Source organism: Paenibacillus sp. 10L310 (genome assembly GCF_056395745.1).
The window spans coordinates 260,553-274,245 of sequence record NZ_JBFTKC010000001.1; the positions used below are offsets into that span (position 1 = coordinate 260,553).

The following is a 13,693-nucleotide window of genomic DNA, read 5'->3' on the forward strand; positions in this document are numbered from 1 at the left end:
AGCTAAGAGCAGTAGAACAAACTATGCCTATAGGAGAGAATTAAAATTAATTATCAATGGCAAATCAAAAATGTACTAGATGAATGGACATGCCCATCCGAAATTGGAAAGGTAATTAAGGGGAATGTATTCGCTTTTGAACAATATCTTATCGTTGAAAATGCGTACATAGATACAATCATGGCGTTTCTAAAGGAAGCAGGACAGCAGACTCTACGGGCTATTCAAGTATCGGATCGATCGATCTCACAAGAAGATAAACGATCTGTGTTATATGAAGAAGAATTTAGCGACATCGGTATTAAGGAAGATATGACGTATAGCATTATTGAAATTCGCACGATATGTAAGATGATATTAAGAAATTATGCTGACTGTCAATTGTATGCCAAAGATCATTTTTTTGTGCATTTTGGTTGGGACTATTATATGTTCATCGGTAGTAGTCATGATTCATATCAGGCCATTAAATTTGCTGAAAGTAAAAACTTATTCGTTGAAGAATGTACTTCACCCTATTATTTTGAGGAATCTGATGTAACAAGATCGGTTGAATGGAGTGAAGTGGGCGCAGATGTTCCAGTCATTATTGGTGAAGAGGAAGTTCAACATGTTTCATTAGAGGAATACCGCGAGGTATTTGGTTTATCAGAAGAGCATCCTGTTTTTGGATATTTTAGAATAATGCAAGATCATCAAGATTTCTTTCAATCCAAGTTAAAGCATAAGTTGGATTTCACTAAATATAGGTATGGACTATGTGCTAGATGTTAATGCGAATAAGCCGCTTTGCTAACGTGCAATCGATAGTTGAATCCAAGAAGGCATAGCATCGGTAACTAATATTCAAGTATTGGGCTTTACCTTCGCTAATGATGATGTTCTTTTTCACATAGAGGGGGTTAGCGCTGAGATTTATAGTGAAGGTATTCGTAAGAATGAAGTTCAAGTGATGGCAGTAACTAGGAAATCTGAAGTTGCAGAATTAATAGAACGATTAAGCGAAATCAAACCAAGCAATCATTCACTGCCACTAGACGGAAATTATATAATCTTTTCAATTCCCAATAGTCATCAAGTTGAATACGTAGCGCTCGTATTTGAATGCAGGATCTGTAATTTTCCCCTGTACATCATCTTCCACCTCACGCCAAAAAGCATCCAGATTATGTGTTCAGTTTCAAACAGGAAGAGAGGGAGCATTTTGTTGAATAATCAAATGGGGAGTTTAAGAAGACCTTATAATTTGGATGAGAAGAATAGTTCGAACAGCCATAATTCATGGATTACCTCAGACAAGCACCATGGTGACTTACTTGCCAGTAAAGAACTTATCTATGACAAGTGTGGCTTTGTATGCTCACAACCACATGAAGAAGCACAAAATGCTGAATATGGTGCATATGTGTTCACCATAAATGCTCTCTCCATTCGATTTCGCGTCGCCAAAACCACGCCAACCAAGATTGGACAATTTGTTACCCTATGGCAGCGGAGTGAGGATGGAACGACACAGCCATATGATGGATCAGATCCAGCAGATGTGTATGTCATTAGTACGCGCGCAGGCAACCACTTTGGTCAATTTGTATTTCCAAAGCATGTATTGTTACAGCGAGATATCATATCGGATCAAGGCAAAGGTGGCAAGCGCGCCATACGTGTATATCCGCCTTGGGACAAGCCAACAAGTAAGCAGGCTCACAAAACCCTGCAGTGGCAGCTTGGATACTTCCTGGAAGTACCTTTTACTGAACCATTGAACTGTGATCAAGCCCGGGTACTTATGATAAACCATTATAATCACCTATGATTTAGGAGTGTGGTCATGATCGTATTAACGTCAGCAATAGCATTTACCTTCCTGATCCTAATCGTGATTCTCTTTCAAGTTGCTTTAGCGGTAGGTGTGCCGTGGGGCGAGTATGCTATGGGTGGGAAGTTTCCCGGGAAATACCCCATCTCCATGCGTTTTGCCTGCATAGTTCAGATTGCGATTTTGGCATTCATGGGTATCATTGTTCTGAGTAAAGCAGGGTTGTTTTGGCCTCAGTGGTCTGTTTTTGCAGAGACAGCAATCTGGTTTATCGTCGCGTATTTAGTACTTGGGACGATTTTGAATCTGATTACGAGAAGTGTATGGGAACACAGATTGAAAGAGGTGATTCCATTGGTAAATCCATAAACGGAGAAAAATCCATGTATTAGCTTGAATAAACATGCGGTTTTTCTCTGCCTATGATATGAAAATACTCATATAGAGGAGAAGAATTGACATGTTAAATCAATTAAGCAATTCCATTTATTATATGTCCAACGATAATGATAGAGAAAGACCGGTACTAGGCTTGGTGTGTGGGGAAAAACATAGTCTGGTGATCGATGGTGGAAATTCGGTTCAACATGCCAGAGATTTTATCGAGGAAATTCGATGCTTAGATGTGCCGCCCATTCAGTATGTGGTTATTACGCATGCGCATTGGGATCATTTTTTGGGAATGAATGAATTCGGTGCGACGATTATCGTTAATCGTTTAACTAATAAGCGCTTGAATGAATGGAGAGATTATTCATTTGATGATGCTACCTATGTAAGTATGTAGAGGCCAAAAAGATTAGTGCACACTGTATGGCGGTTATACAGAATGAGATACCTGAAAGGGAGTCTTTTGTGTTGGGTAGATCGGGTATCGTCTTTGAACAATACCTCGAGATCGATCTAGGAAACAAGGTCTGCATGCTGGATCAGATTCGAAGTACACATACGGACGATTCAACCATTGTATATATTCCGGATGAAAAGACGATTTTCCTTGGAGACAGTCCGTATTCTACAACGACTCGTTCGTTATTTCATTATAAGCAGGATTTGTTATTACCGATGATACAGGATATCGAGCGATATGATGCGGAGCACTTCTTGTTAGGGCACGAGTCCATATGTGATTCTGAAGAGATGAAAATATTCTTCGAACAGCTAATCGCTTGCAGTAAATCAGTGAAAACTGCTTCCTTGGAGGAGGCCATAAGTTTGTTTGAAAGAGAACAGCGGCGTGTTCCGGTGGGGGATGAGCTCTTTTTTCTAAAAGCAATGGTTAATGATCGAATCTTGCAGGTCCAAAAAGATTAGATAGTCCTTATATTGTTATCACAGTAATGGTTTAGGCAGGCAGCTGGCTATATAGTCAGCTGTTTTTTTATAGCGGCTCATCTTTGAAGAGCTAACGGACTTAATGAGGTAAACTATAGTGAATATGTATTGCTTTTATAGGGAGGAGAGATCGCTTAATGACAAATTCCTACGAGATACCCCATTTGCTGAAAGAAATCATCACATGGGAGGAAGAGATTAAACAGGAAGTTCCTTATTTGGAGACACCAACAGGTTATTTTCTACAATTTGATCCACATGATAATGGCGGGTATATGAGTTCTCCAGTTGACGCAATCATGTTTGCACGTACCGGAATGGGTGGTATTCATTTCTCCTTCTTGACTGATTTTGGAAATGTTACTGATTTGAGTGTAGTGCCTATTGTTCGGGTTGATCCCATGGCTTTTGGAAGTTATGCGAGGATTGTAGCTAGAAATATTAGAGATTTTTTTGCCTTTGGATTCTCGGGACATGAGGGACTTCTGTTGAATGAATTTGAATCGAAACAACAATATTTGGACTACGTGAAGGAGCAAGAGGACAACACGAGCGAAAGTGAGTATTTTGACAAGAAAAAGTGGGACCGAGAACAAGAGAAGGTGAGAGATTTGGCTGTGCAACGTTTTGGATTTCAGCTTATCCATGACGGATACTCCTATAGTAAGGAAGTTCGGCAAACAAGGCGAAATGAAGTTATTTTAGATACCTTAGATGGTCTTGGTGTTGGAGTGGGAGATGCATTGGTGGATTACTCCAAGAGAGTAGTTCCTCATCCGTGGCATGAGAAGGAAATTTCGTATGATCAAGATGAACAGCTTATATCCTATATCTCCAGTGCAGAGCAGGTAGGACTGTTTAGTTTATTACGAGATGTTCAGGCACAAGGATTCGATAATAGTGATGTGTTTCGAGCGATCCACAACCGATTTGTTTCGCTTGGATTGTCTGTGGAGGAACAAATGCTGGCACGTTATTTACACAAGTTATATTGAATGTAAAATATAATTTTGGTGGCAGGCAGCCGGTTTGCAGAGAAGTACTTACTAAATAAATAACAGGGCAGAGTTCCATCTTACGGAGCTTTGCCCTGTTTTCGTTTGCACTATCAGTAACGTGGAATTAATTAATGATGATGATGCGCATGGGCATCTGGTGCGTCGCCTTTGACGGTACATAATACCGAGGTGTCATGCAGATGTTTTTCGGACTCCACTTGGAGCGTCACATGTTTGATTTCTTTATGTTCCAGCATATGTTCAATCTTCTGAATCAGGATCTCGGATGCATAGACATCCATCGTTCCATCCACCACGATATGAGCGGTCAGCGCGTTCAAGTTACTGGTAATGGACCAGACGTGCACATCGTGAACGCCTTTAACGCCATCGACTTGTTTGATGGTCTGCACCAGTTCATTCACATCGACATTGGCTGGAGTGCCTTCCATCAAAATATGCAGGGATGATTTGGTGACATAGAAACCACTTCGTAATACCAACGCCGCGACAATTACACTTGCAAGTGGATCGGCCCAACCCCAGCCAAAGAACATCATGAGCAGGGCTGCCGCAATGGCCCCAACCGATCCCAGCATGTCGCTAATGACATGGAGATAAGCACCGCGCATATTCAGATTATTTTCCGTATCACTACCTCGCATCATGATCCAGGCCACCAGAATATTGATGAGCAACCCAATGACGCTGATGATCAACATGCCTACGGTTGCGACTTCTGGCGGGTTGATGAAACGCCCAATCGCTTCGTAGAAAATGTAGAGTGCAATGGCGATTAACGTAATTCCGTTTAACGTAGCGGCCAAAATTTCAAATCTTCTGTATCCGTACGTTTTGCCAGTATTCACCGCTTTTTCACCAAAGGTGAACGCCAGCAAAGCGATCCCGAGCGCAATGGAATCGGACAACATATGACCTGCATCCGAGATAAGCGCGAGACTGTTGGTGATGAATCCACCAATGGCTTCAACGATCATATAGATGGTAATAATAATGAAGGAAAACAACAGGACTTTCTTGTTATTGGTGGTGTGAGCGTGGTTGTGTCCATGATCTTGCCCATGGTTATGACTGTGATGATGTCCGGACATATAAATCCTCTCCTTTGGAGCCTTGCTCCGTTATGTAATATGATTTCTAGTGTGGAATATAGATGATTTTTGGCAATGTGTGATCATCTACAAATGAATATATGAGCGTTCGTTCATATGTTATGGATTTATTATAGTTCTGCCTCTTAGTAGTGTCAACCAGATTTAAGAAAATATAAACATGTCCAGGGTGTCTCCATGCATGTGCTGGCGAATAAGATTGCTTTTATGCTACCATCTGTGCAGGATCAAAGTGAGATATACTCGCTACATAGAAGGGCGGACAACGATATGAAACATCTGCTGCTGGCAGACGATGATGCCAATATTCGAGCACTCCTGCGGCATGTCATGACTAAAGAAGGGTATCGGGTCCATGAAGCGCAGGATGGATTGGCAGCGGTCAAACTGATGCAAGAAACGCCGATCGATCTGGCGATCCTCGATGTGATGATGCCCGGCATGGACGGACTGGAGTTATGTGATTACATTCGGCAGCACTACGATATTCCAATTATGTTGCTGACGGCACGAGATCAGCTATCTGACAAGAGAGATGGTTATTTGAAAGGAACAGATGAATATGTGACCAAGCCATTTGAACCGGAAGAATTAGTCTACCGGGTAAAGGCGTTATTTCGTCGGTACCATCGCACATCCAGCGATATTATCCGTATGAACCGGATCGTCATTGACCGTAACAATGTGGAGGTTACCGATGGGCAATCCATTCTCTTTTTACCGATGAAAGAATTTGAATTACTCTCACAGCTTGCCCAGTTTCCAGGGAGGTTGTTCTCGCGGGATGAGCTCATTCGGCTCGTTTGGGGAGCAGACTACGAAGGAGATGACCGTACCGTTGATGTACATATCAAGCGATTGCGTGATCGTTTTGCCGATTATACGGACGATTTCATCATCCAGACTGTGCGGGGTATTGGTTACAAGATGGAGGTGAAAGCACCTTGAGGACCTTGTACGTCCGGGTATTCCTCATTACAATTGCCGTGATTATGGTCAGCGGCATGCTTGGTTTTCTTTTGTCCAACATCTACTATCATACAAAGCTCAAGGATTTCAATGATGAGAAGCTGGTGGGCATCGCGATGCAAATGAAGCAATTTGTGGAACAGCAACCCGGTACAATGGAGGATTATCTGAACAATGCTGCCGCACTCGGGTACGAAATCTATGTGACGGATGGAAAAGGCAACGACCAATTCTACGGCCGCGAATTCCGTGAGAAAGATCTGGACAAGCAAGTTGTAGAACTGGTGTTGAATGGTGAGGTATACCATGGCGTCGCCCAGTTTCCAAGCAAACCGTTCATTACCGGCTTCTTTGATAATCAATTAAGCAATACCGTGGGTGTTCATCTACAGCTAGGCAGTGCGAATTACGCCCTCTTTATGCGTCCGGATGTAATTCTGCAATTCGGTGAGCTACGGATCTTTTTTGCGCTGATTGGAGCATTGACGATAGGTATTAGTATCCTGATCTTTCTGATCAGTACCCGTTATCTGGTCAATCCGATTGAACGTCTGTCCGAGGCAACCAAACGGATTGCGCAAGGAAAATATAATCTGAAATTGCCTACCGCACGGCGTGACGAGATTGGGCAATTGGCCCAGCATTTCATGACCATGAGTCGTGAATTGGAGAGGGTAGATCAGGCGCGGCAGCAGTTTGTATCGAATGTATCGCATGAGATTCAATCACCGTTGACCTCGATTCAGGGTTTTGCCCAATTGGTGGCGGATCGGGATCTGCCTGAACAGGAAAGAGAGCACTATGCATCAATCATTGAGGAGGAGAGCCGTCATCTCTCTTTGCTCAGCAAACAACTGCTACTCCTGTCCTCCCTAGAACAAGGCAACGAAGATCTGAGCAAAGTAAAGTTCTCTCTGCGAGATCAATTCCGGCAAGCCGTTCAGGTGCTGCAATGGCAATTGGAAGAAAAAGAACTGTTGCTTCGGATTTCGGTGCCTGAATCCATCCAGCTAGTCGGTAATGAAGTGCTGCTCATGCAAGTTTGGATGAATCTACTGGGCAATGCGGTGAACCATCTACCACAGGGAAGAAGCATTGAGATTCACGCCGAGCAGACAGATAACCAGTGTGTGATTCAGATTCGGGATACAGGAGACGGAATTGCTGCGGAGCATCTGCCTTTCCTGTTCGATCGATTCTATCGGGTGGATCGTGCGCGGGAACGTTCTTCTGGACGAACCGGGCTTGGACTTGCCATTGTGCAGAAAATTATCCGAATTCATGACGGTACAATCGAGGTTTCCAGTTCGCCTGAGGGTACGGTCTTTATCGTGACACTTCCGCAGATGTAATCTGTTATTCATTTGCCGTTCATTTTCGCCTCCTATACTTGGATTATCAAGAGGGAGGTCACAGAACATGTACTTGGCTATTCGGGAAATGAGGTATGCCAAAGGGCGCTATGCCTTAATTGCTACAATCATGGTGCTGGTTTCATTTCTGGTACTGTTTGTTACAGGTCTTGCACAGGGGCTGGCGTATGATAACGCAGCTTCGGTCAAAAATATGGCAGCAACCCACTTTGTGCTGGAGCAGGATTCGAATCATCGCTTTACCCGGTCACAAGTGGATCAGGATCAACTTAATCAAGCTCGCTCCGTAGTGGGGCAAGAGAACGCTGAGCCACTCGGTGTGAAAATGACAACCGTCAGTCCAACCGGCGACACAAAAAAGATCGATGTCACGCTGTTCATGGTTAATCCGGAGGGCTGGCTTGCTCCAACGGTGACTGAAGGGTCTCCGATTACGGATCAGACAAAAGGGCAGGTTGTGGTGGACCAAAAGTTGTCTGAATCTGGTGTCACGATTGGTACCGTTCTGGTCGATCAAGCTTCGGGAACGGAGTGGACCGTTGGTGGATTTGTACAAAATGAGTCCTTCAGTCACTCCCCAGTGATGTTCCTGAATGAACAGGAATGGCTTACGCTTCAAGGAGGTTCACGAACTTCGCAAGGTTCAGCAGACACCAATGCCAATGCTCCGATATACAATGCTATTGCGATTAAGGATGGGGGCGATCAGGTAGACCGCCTGAGTGCTGCAATGCCTAATATGGAAGTCATCACAAAGTCGGATGCCGTATCGGCCATTCCTGGATATAAGGAAGAGCAGGGATCGTTGCTCATGATGATCGCTTTTCTATATGTCATCTCGGCGTTTGTACTTGCGGTATTCTTCTATGTCATCACGATTCAGAAAACGAGTCAGTTCGGGATATTAAAAGCCATCGGAACACGGAATGGTTATCTGGCGGGTAGTGTTTCGTTACAAGTATTAGTTCTGTCGGTTGGCAGTCTGGTCATTAGCGTACTGTTGGTTCGACTGTTCGAGTCCATTCTACCAGCATCGATGCCGTTTCAATTAGGCTTGTCCACCCTCGCACTGACCTGTGTATTATTCATACTCATGTCTGTGGCGGGTTCGTTATTCTCGGTGTGGAAGGTTACCAAAATTGATGCACTTGATGCGATTGGGAGGACAGCAGCATGAGAAACCGATTGGTATTACAGGGAATTACACAGACCTTTGAAGATGGCGGCAGCAAACGCACGATTCTGGACAAACTGGACCTTGAGGTTGCCGAAGGGGAACTTGTGGCCGTAATGGGGCCTTCCGGCTCGGGTAAAAGTACATTCCTGTCCATTGCTGGCGCACTTCTTGAACCTACGGAGGGGCAGGTTCTACTGGATGGGGCCTCGATTATGGGTAAAGGCAAACAGGAGATATCCGATATGCGGCTTCAGCAGCTCGGCTTTATTTTTCAAAGTGCTAACCTCATTCCGTATCTGAAAGTAGAAGAACAACTCATGGTGGTCGCAAAGCTCGCCGGAACGGAAAAAAACAAGGCGGAGAAGCGCGTTCATGAGCTATTAGACACGGTGGGCTTGACCCATCGGCGGAAGGCATATGCAGAGAAGCTGTCTGGCGGAGAACGTCAGCGGGTCGCCATTGCAAGGGCATTGATGAACGATCCGGCTGTCCTGCTCGCAGATGAACCGACAGCCAGTCTGGATGCGGAACGTGGGCTGGATATTGTCGGCATGATTGCACGGCTCGTGAAAGAGCAGGGCAAGAGTGCAGTGATGGTTACGCATGATGAGCGGATTTTGCCGCTCTGTAGCCGGGTTCTTTTTTTGGAAAATGGGAAACTTGTGCAGCATTAGAAGGAGATGGTCTGAGAGTCTGGAGAGAATACTGATCCAAGGCTTAAGGGCAGAGAGTATAAGAAGAGGGTCACGTATCCCCGGTGGGAAGGTGGCCTTCTTTCTGTGTTTTCGACTATAATTGGAAGAATAGAGGAATTAGATAGAGAGGATCGGGTGCGGATGAGTAGCTTGAGTGCGGAACTATTTCCGGCGCTGAGTACGTCGATTCATTGGGGAATTATTGAGGCGGAGTTTAGATTGAACGACATCGTGGATGAAAAGCTGGTGAGTAATATTAGCATCATTCCGTTTGTCGGGGATCAATGTGTTGTCTTCCAACTGGATAATGGAGCTTGGGAGCTGCCTGGGGGGACGCTTGAAGCAGGTGAGCATTATATGGATGGACTGAAGCGTGAACTGATGGAGGAACTTGGGGCAGAAATGCGGTCCTATCAGATCTTTGGTCAATTCTATTGCACATCCAGTGCTTTGGAACCGTATCGACCGCATATCCCGCATCCCCATTTTGTACGAATCATTGGATATGGAGATGTTGAACTTGTCGGTGATCCGCTGAATCCGGAAGATGGCGAGCAGGTGGTTGCAGTTGAAGTAGCAGAGATTGATGAGGCGATCCGAAGATTCCAGGAACAGAACAGGCATGACATTGCAGAAATGTACAAACTGGCTCATATGCTACGAGAAGAAGCTAAATAGTATTTTTATAAATTAGAACAAGCATGATTTTGAACAAAAAAAGGTAACAACGTATTAAATAAACTTTGCCTTGGGAGTGATATCTAATGCAGGAACTTTTTAAGAAGATCATCAATACAGAAGTCAAACCCGTATTTGCCAAACACGGCTATTCCAAGAAAAATCTGAATTTCTACAAAGCGGATGGAAATCTCGCATACAAGTTCAACATTCAAAGAGCAAAGTATAACACCATTCGTCAAGTCCAGTTTTATGTTAATTGTGGTGTTCATTCCACCGAACTTGCGGAGTTGCATTCCGTTGGATTGAATGGAGACATATTGGAGTTCACATCTCATTTTACCTGCCGAATCAGAGAAATAGCCCCTGCCGCTCCGGCCCACTATACCTTAACGCCTGATATCGATCCAGACGCTTTATCGAAAGAACTGGTGTCACATTTGGAAGAGGGCATTTCATTCCTACACTCGCTGACAGGGGCCAGAGATATAGTCCATTATTATATGGATAAGACAGCGCTACATTTAAGCGAAGTAACCTTCCGCTTCCTGCTAAAAGCCGGCGATACGGAAGAAGCCAAGCATTATTTACAGCAACTGCACGCCAAATACGGAGCCGAAAAGCGCTGGACGATATTAGAAAAGAAATATGCAGCCGTTTTTGCCGAGTATGGATTGTAAACTTTGCTCCAGACAAATAGCCAAAATGAAAGGGGATAACATATGAACGATACTCAATATAATTTAAATTTTGAGAAACTGTGTAATGAATTACAGCTTGGTGATTTGATTAGTTCGCCCAAGCCGATTTCAGGTGGACTTCTTCATCGAATGTACGCCATTGAAACGACGCAAGCTAATTATGCAGTTAAGGCATTGAATCCCCAGATCATGATAAGACCTACTGCTGTGCAAAATTATATTGATTCAGAAAAAATAGCAAGCGTGGTAGCTGAACATATCCATGCTCAACCTGCAAAAAGGTTAAAGGGTGCTTATATGCATAACATTGATAATCAATTCTATCTAATATTTGATTGGATTGAGGGTCAACGTTTGGAACAAGATGAAGTTACTATCAATAACAGTTTTCTGATGGGAACGATCCTTGCAGATATCCACAAAACGGATTTTAGACAACTAGAATTGGATAGTTCACAGGTGACTAATTCTAAAAAAATAGATTGGATGTTTTATCTGAACAAAGGAAAAAATGAGAATTCGGAATGGATTGAGATTTTGGATTCCAATATGGATAAGCTGTATGAGTGGAGCATGAAGGCTAAGAATTCATCTTCAATTCTAGCATCCGATAATGTTATTAGTCACAGAGATCTGGAGCCTAAGAATGTGATGTGGAGAGAAGACATACCTATTATTATAGATTGGGAATCGGCAGGTTATATTAATCCAATGCATGATCTGGTAGAAACAGCTGTGTATTGGTCAGTAGATAGCTCTGGAAGTTTAAACAAGGGGAAGTTCTTGGCTTTTATAGCTGGATATGAGAAGAGAGTGGGTAGTCTAACAGCCAATTGGGAAGTGGTTCTGGATAATGGTTTTGCTGGAAAGTTGGATTGGCTCGAATATAGTCTAAAACGGTCACTGTGGATTGAATGTACGGACGTAGATGAACAGTTAGTAGGAACATCACAAGTCATTTGGACTTTAGATGCTTTAAAACAATACGAAAATATGATTTCAGATTTTAAGATCTGGTTGAATACTTAAATAAGGAACACTCAAAACATGCGAACAAGGACATTCATATTATAAAAAAAGTGATTGTCCAACCTGTCCAATGTGCGAAGCTGAACGTAAGCCAACAGAGGGATTTCTAGCCTTTCTGTCAGCCCGCCAGACGTGCTTTGGAGAATGAAGGCATTACGACACTACTGCAACTTGCGGAGTACACGGAGAAAGAGATCCTGATGTTGCATGGAATCGGGCCATCTGCCGTGCCCGCTTGAAAGGCTGATCATCTTCATTTATCAATTCAATCTTCTACCCCTTGCTCAATCTACCGGGTTTCTCCATTTTTTTTAAGCACAAACGTCCCATGTTTACCGTTCCTTCCAGTAATATGTCTGAGATAAAGGTGTTAATTTGGAAGGACTGATAATCATGAGTAATATACGGGTTCTACTTTATATAATGTGTGCTCAATAGTTGGACCGAGATCAGCATCCAATTGGTGAAATTTAATCCTGAAATATAGACTTTTTAGAAAGTTTTTTATATTATTTTTTTGCCTAAACGAGGGAAGAAATTCTGGGTCTTTCTCGACATCACCAAAACGTTCAATCCATTGCTTTATGTAAGTCTGACTAAGTATCTTTCTATTTAAGACACTAATGATGGATTTCACCATTCTTTCATCTTCCCCATCGGAGTATACGCAGTCTGTAACGGTTATCTTTTGATAAACTAGGTCGAGGATAGTTAAGAGATCCGTCTCATCTAGTTCGGTACATTGAGCTAAATCATCCAAAACATCTGCTGCGTGTGCTATGGCATGAGCCCAGCCTTTTACTTCGTCATATCCACGGTAATCACGCTCTTTTTGTACATTGTAGAATACGTTCTCTTTGATCTGATGAATGTGTTCTTTTGAGAGAAATGGTGATTCTCTATGTCTGGATAAAAAGAGTGATATAACCAACATAGAGAAAGATCGAGTGAATACAGCGTCTGAATTCGTGTCTCCAAGTCTAAAATGCAAATGGTTTTCATCCAAGACTACGGGTAAGATTTGCTCTAGTTCGTACACAGTCAGAGCATGAGCAGGAATCCAATTCGATAAGGTTGTGTAAATTAATTCATCACGTAGCTGGGCATCCAAAGAACCGATGTTATGTATCATTTCTTGTACTAATGGAAATATATCTGAAGGTGCTTGGTAGTCATTCTCTTTTATTAATAACAACTTGTCTTTTAATTCCATTCTACACACTCCTATGAGTAAACTATCATTCAGGTTGCCTTGGTTATATTATACAATTTATAAGGAGTGATGCCCACATGGCAAACGATAAAGGAACACTCAGAACATGCGAACAAGGACATTTGTATTATAAAAAAAGTGATTGCCCAACCTGTCCGACGTGCGAAGCTGAACGTAAACCGACAGAGGGATTTCTAGCCTTATTGTCAGCTCCCGCCAGACGGGCCTTGGAGAATGAAGGCATCACAACACTACTGCAACTTGCGGAGTACACTGAGAAAGAGATCCTGAAACTTCACGGAATCGGGCCATCTGCCATGCCTAAACTGCGAAACGCATTGGAAGAAGAGGGATTGTCATTTAAGAAATGACCCTCTTCACTCCTGTCATTTAATCCACAACGGAAGTAATCTCCTTCATCGTTACCTGATAAAACTAGTAACCTGTGCCTTGACACTCGTAGTACAATAAGGAAGTTGTGTAAAATTCTATATGAGAGGAGGACGGAGAGATCGCTATAAGGAGAGTGTGAAAATACATACAACGCACGTGAAGTAAAGGGATAGAAGCACCCGT

Annotated in this window: 16 protein-coding genes and 1 pseudogene; 15 read left to right on the forward strand and 2 right to left on the reverse strand. The window is 43.1% G+C overall.

The window, feature by feature from the left end; translation table 11 throughout:
- Nucleotides 1–180: 180 nt before the first annotated feature.
- The 6 genes from AC1DE7_RS01300 to AC1DE7_RS01325 all read left to right on the forward strand — a co-directional run bounded on the left by AC1DE7_RS01300 (nucleotide 181) and on the right by AC1DE7_RS01325 (nucleotide 4,146).
- Nucleotides 181–774 (forward strand): DUF7683 domain-containing protein, encoded by a 594-nt coding sequence (locus tag AC1DE7_RS01300; protein ID WP_282318893.1) that lies wholly within the window; start codon nucleotides 181–183, stop codon nucleotides 772–774.
- Between the two features lie 445 nt (nucleotides 775–1,219).
- Nucleotides 1,220–1,813, forward strand: a complete 594-nt coding sequence (locus AC1DE7_RS01305; protein WP_477533589.1) for a MepB family protein — start codon at nucleotides 1,220–1,222, stop codon at nucleotides 1,811–1,813.
- A gap of 15 nt (nucleotides 1,814–1,828) precedes the next feature.
- Complete coding sequence (locus AC1DE7_RS01310) at nucleotides 1,829–2,185, forward strand: hypothetical protein (protein ID WP_339286191.1); 357 nt, start codon at nucleotides 1,829–1,831, stop codon at nucleotides 2,183–2,185.
- Nucleotides 2,186–2,276: 91 nt separating this feature from the next.
- Nucleotides 2,277–2,603 carry an MBL fold metallo-hydrolase gene (locus tag AC1DE7_RS01315; protein WP_477533590.1) on the forward strand — a complete coding sequence of 109 codons (327 nt, stop codon included), beginning with the start codon at nucleotides 2,277–2,279 and terminating at the stop codon, nucleotides 2,601–2,603.
- A 71-nt stretch (nucleotides 2,604–2,674) separates the two neighbouring features.
- A complete protein-coding gene (locus AC1DE7_RS01320) occupies nucleotides 2,675–3,130 on the forward strand; it encodes a hypothetical protein (protein WP_477533591.1) in 456 nt (151 codons plus the stop codon).
- A 158-nt stretch (nucleotides 3,131–3,288) separates the two neighbouring features.
- Nucleotides 3,289–4,146: a hypothetical protein gene (locus AC1DE7_RS01325; RefSeq protein WP_127544787.1), complete on the forward strand. Its 858-nt coding sequence runs from the start codon at nucleotides 3,289–3,291 to the stop codon at nucleotides 4,144–4,146.
- A 131-nt stretch (nucleotides 4,147–4,277) separates the two neighbouring features.
- Here AC1DE7_RS01325 and AC1DE7_RS01330 read toward each other — a convergent pair whose 3' ends face one another.
- Nucleotides 4,278–5,261, reverse strand: coding sequence for a cation diffusion facilitator family transporter (locus AC1DE7_RS01330; protein ID WP_477533592.1), 984 nt, complete (start codon nucleotides 5,259–5,261; stop codon nucleotides 4,278–4,280).
- A gap of 291 nt (nucleotides 5,262–5,552) precedes the next feature.
- Between AC1DE7_RS01330 and AC1DE7_RS01335 the strand changes: the two genes are divergently transcribed.
- The 8 genes and pseudogenes from AC1DE7_RS01335 to AC1DE7_RS01370 all read left to right on the forward strand — a co-directional run.
- Nucleotides 5,553–6,230 (forward strand): response regulator transcription factor, encoded by a 678-nt coding sequence (locus AC1DE7_RS01335; RefSeq protein ID WP_282322204.1) that lies wholly within the window; start codon nucleotides 5,553–5,555, stop codon nucleotides 6,228–6,230.
- The gene (locus AC1DE7_RS01340; RefSeq protein ID WP_315372199.1) at nucleotides 6,227–7,603 is read left to right on the forward strand and encodes a sensor histidine kinase; all 1,377 of its coding nucleotides are present in this window, start codon (nucleotides 6,227–6,229) and stop codon (nucleotides 7,601–7,603) included. The genes AC1DE7_RS01335 and AC1DE7_RS01340 overlap by 4 nt, the downstream gene beginning before the upstream one ends.
- Before the next feature lie 67 nt (nucleotides 7,604–7,670).
- Nucleotides 7,671–8,801: an ABC transporter permease gene (locus AC1DE7_RS01345; RefSeq protein ID WP_405158829.1), complete on the forward strand. Its 1,131-nt coding sequence runs from the start codon at nucleotides 7,671–7,673 to the stop codon at nucleotides 8,799–8,801.
- Entirely contained in the window at nucleotides 8,798–9,475 is a 678-nt protein-coding gene (locus AC1DE7_RS01350; RefSeq protein ID WP_315372201.1) for an ABC transporter ATP-binding protein, read from the forward strand. The genes AC1DE7_RS01345 and AC1DE7_RS01350 overlap by 4 nt, the downstream gene beginning before the upstream one ends.
- 162 nt (nucleotides 9,476–9,637) lie before the next feature.
- The gene (locus AC1DE7_RS01355) at nucleotides 9,638–10,174 is read left to right on the forward strand and encodes an NUDIX hydrolase (RefSeq protein WP_127544766.1); all 537 of its coding nucleotides are present in this window, start codon (nucleotides 9,638–9,640) and stop codon (nucleotides 10,172–10,174) included.
- 86 nt (nucleotides 10,175–10,260) lie between these two features.
- A complete protein-coding gene (locus tag AC1DE7_RS01360) occupies nucleotides 10,261–10,854 on the forward strand; it encodes a DUF4304 domain-containing protein (RefSeq protein ID WP_340983083.1) in 594 nt (197 codons plus the stop codon).
- Nucleotides 10,855–10,896: 42 nt separating this feature from the next.
- Complete coding sequence (locus AC1DE7_RS01365) at nucleotides 10,897–11,904, forward strand: phosphotransferase (RefSeq protein ID WP_340983082.1); 1,008 nt, start codon at nucleotides 10,897–10,899, stop codon at nucleotides 11,902–11,904.
- A gap of 7 nt (nucleotides 11,905–11,911) precedes the next feature.
- Nucleotides 11,912–12,143 (forward strand): annotated as a pseudogene (locus AC1DE7_RS01370) (helix-hairpin-helix domain-containing protein); the annotation flags it as partial.
- A 152-nt stretch (nucleotides 12,144–12,295) separates the two neighbouring features.
- Here the strand turns inward: AC1DE7_RS01370 and AC1DE7_RS01375 are convergent.
- Complete coding sequence (locus AC1DE7_RS01375; RefSeq protein WP_340983081.1) at nucleotides 12,296–13,117, reverse strand: DUF2785 domain-containing protein; 822 nt, start codon at nucleotides 13,115–13,117, stop codon at nucleotides 12,296–12,298.
- 77 nt (nucleotides 13,118–13,194) lie between these two features.
- Here AC1DE7_RS01375 and AC1DE7_RS01380 point away from each other — a divergent pair, with 77 nt between their 5' ends.
- Entirely contained in the window at nucleotides 13,195–13,488 is a 294-nt protein-coding gene (locus AC1DE7_RS01380) for an RNA polymerase alpha subunit C-terminal domain-containing protein (RefSeq protein ID WP_340983080.1), read from the forward strand.
- The last annotated feature ends 205 nt before the right edge of the window (nucleotides 13,489–13,693 follow it).

Coding starts and splice junctions, on each gene's coding strand:
- AC1DE7_RS01305 (WP_477533589.1), top strand. CDS start 1,220: ATGGGGAGTTTAAGAAGACCTTATAATTTGGATGAGAAGAATAGTTCG.
- AC1DE7_RS01365 (WP_340983082.1), top strand. CDS start 10,897: ATGAACGATACTCAATATAATTTAAATTTTGAGAAACTGTGTAATGAA.
- AC1DE7_RS01345 (WP_405158829.1), top strand. CDS start 7,671: ATGTACTTGGCTATTCGGGAAATGAGGTATGCCAAAGGGCGCTATGCC.
- AC1DE7_RS01325 (WP_127544787.1), top strand. CDS start 3,289: ATGACAAATTCCTACGAGATACCCCATTTGCTGAAAGAAATCATCACA.
- AC1DE7_RS01315 (WP_477533590.1), top strand. CDS start 2,277: ATGTTAAATCAATTAAGCAATTCCATTTATTATATGTCCAACGATAAT.
- AC1DE7_RS01300 (WP_282318893.1), top strand. CDS start 181: ATGGCGTTTCTAAAGGAAGCAGGACAGCAGACTCTACGGGCTATTCAA.
- AC1DE7_RS01375 (WP_340983081.1), bottom strand. CDS start 13,117: ATGGAATTAAAAGACAAGTTGTTATTAATAAAAGAGAATGACTACCAA.
- AC1DE7_RS01355 (WP_127544766.1), top strand. CDS start 9,638: ATGAGTAGCTTGAGTGCGGAACTATTTCCGGCGCTGAGTACGTCGATT.
- AC1DE7_RS01360 (WP_340983083.1), top strand. CDS start 10,261: ATGCAGGAACTTTTTAAGAAGATCATCAATACAGAAGTCAAACCCGTA.
- AC1DE7_RS01380 (WP_340983080.1), top strand. CDS start 13,195: ATGGCAAACGATAAAGGAACACTCAGAACATGCGAACAAGGACATTTG.
- AC1DE7_RS01330 (WP_477533592.1), bottom strand. CDS start 5,261: ATGTCCGGACATCATCACAGTCATAACCATGGGCAAGATCATGGACAC.
- AC1DE7_RS01350 (WP_315372201.1), top strand. CDS start 8,798: ATGAGAAACCGATTGGTATTACAGGGAATTACACAGACCTTTGAAGAT.
- AC1DE7_RS01310 (WP_339286191.1), top strand. CDS start 1,829: ATGATCGTATTAACGTCAGCAATAGCATTTACCTTCCTGATCCTAATC.
- AC1DE7_RS01335 (WP_282322204.1), top strand. CDS start 5,553: ATGAAACATCTGCTGCTGGCAGACGATGATGCCAATATTCGAGCACTC.